A 370-nucleotide genomic window follows, 5' to 3' on the forward strand; every position below is an offset into this window, starting at 1 on the left:
GTATGAGGTTGATCGGCAACTCCTGTGCGAGCTATGCTACTCGCTGGCGCTGAGGGGGGTTGTACATGCCCGGAAGCCGGAGCATTTAGCTGTTTTGAGCCAGAATCAGGCTGTTCGGTATCGCTTATAATTTCATTAAGGTCCTTTCCTAGTATTTTAACATCAGGAAGACGTGAATAATCTAAATGAGAAAATGTAGTATAGTTTTCTGCCTGGTAATCATCTTCAAGCTTCTTCTTAAAGAATGCACACATATCTTTATATTTATCGAAGTAAGCTAAGCCATAGTTAGGATCATAGAAGACATACTTTACTTTACCTCCTTTGGTCACTTTCGATATCAACATAGTATGTGCAGGTATATCAACCC

Annotated in this window: 1 protein-coding gene; it reads right to left on the reverse strand. The window is 40.5% G+C overall.

The genetic code is table 11. The features are described from left to right. Positions 1-370 (reverse strand): Mcf1 protease effector domain-containing protein (locus KQX66_RS36670; RefSeq protein ID WP_216798425.1); only part of this gene is annotated, 370 nt, incomplete at both ends.

The organism is Paenibacillus oleatilyticus (genome assembly GCF_018998565.1).
Classification (GTDB): Bacteria; Bacillota; Bacilli; order Paenibacillales; family NBRC-103111; genus Paenibacillus_G; species Paenibacillus_G oleatilyticus.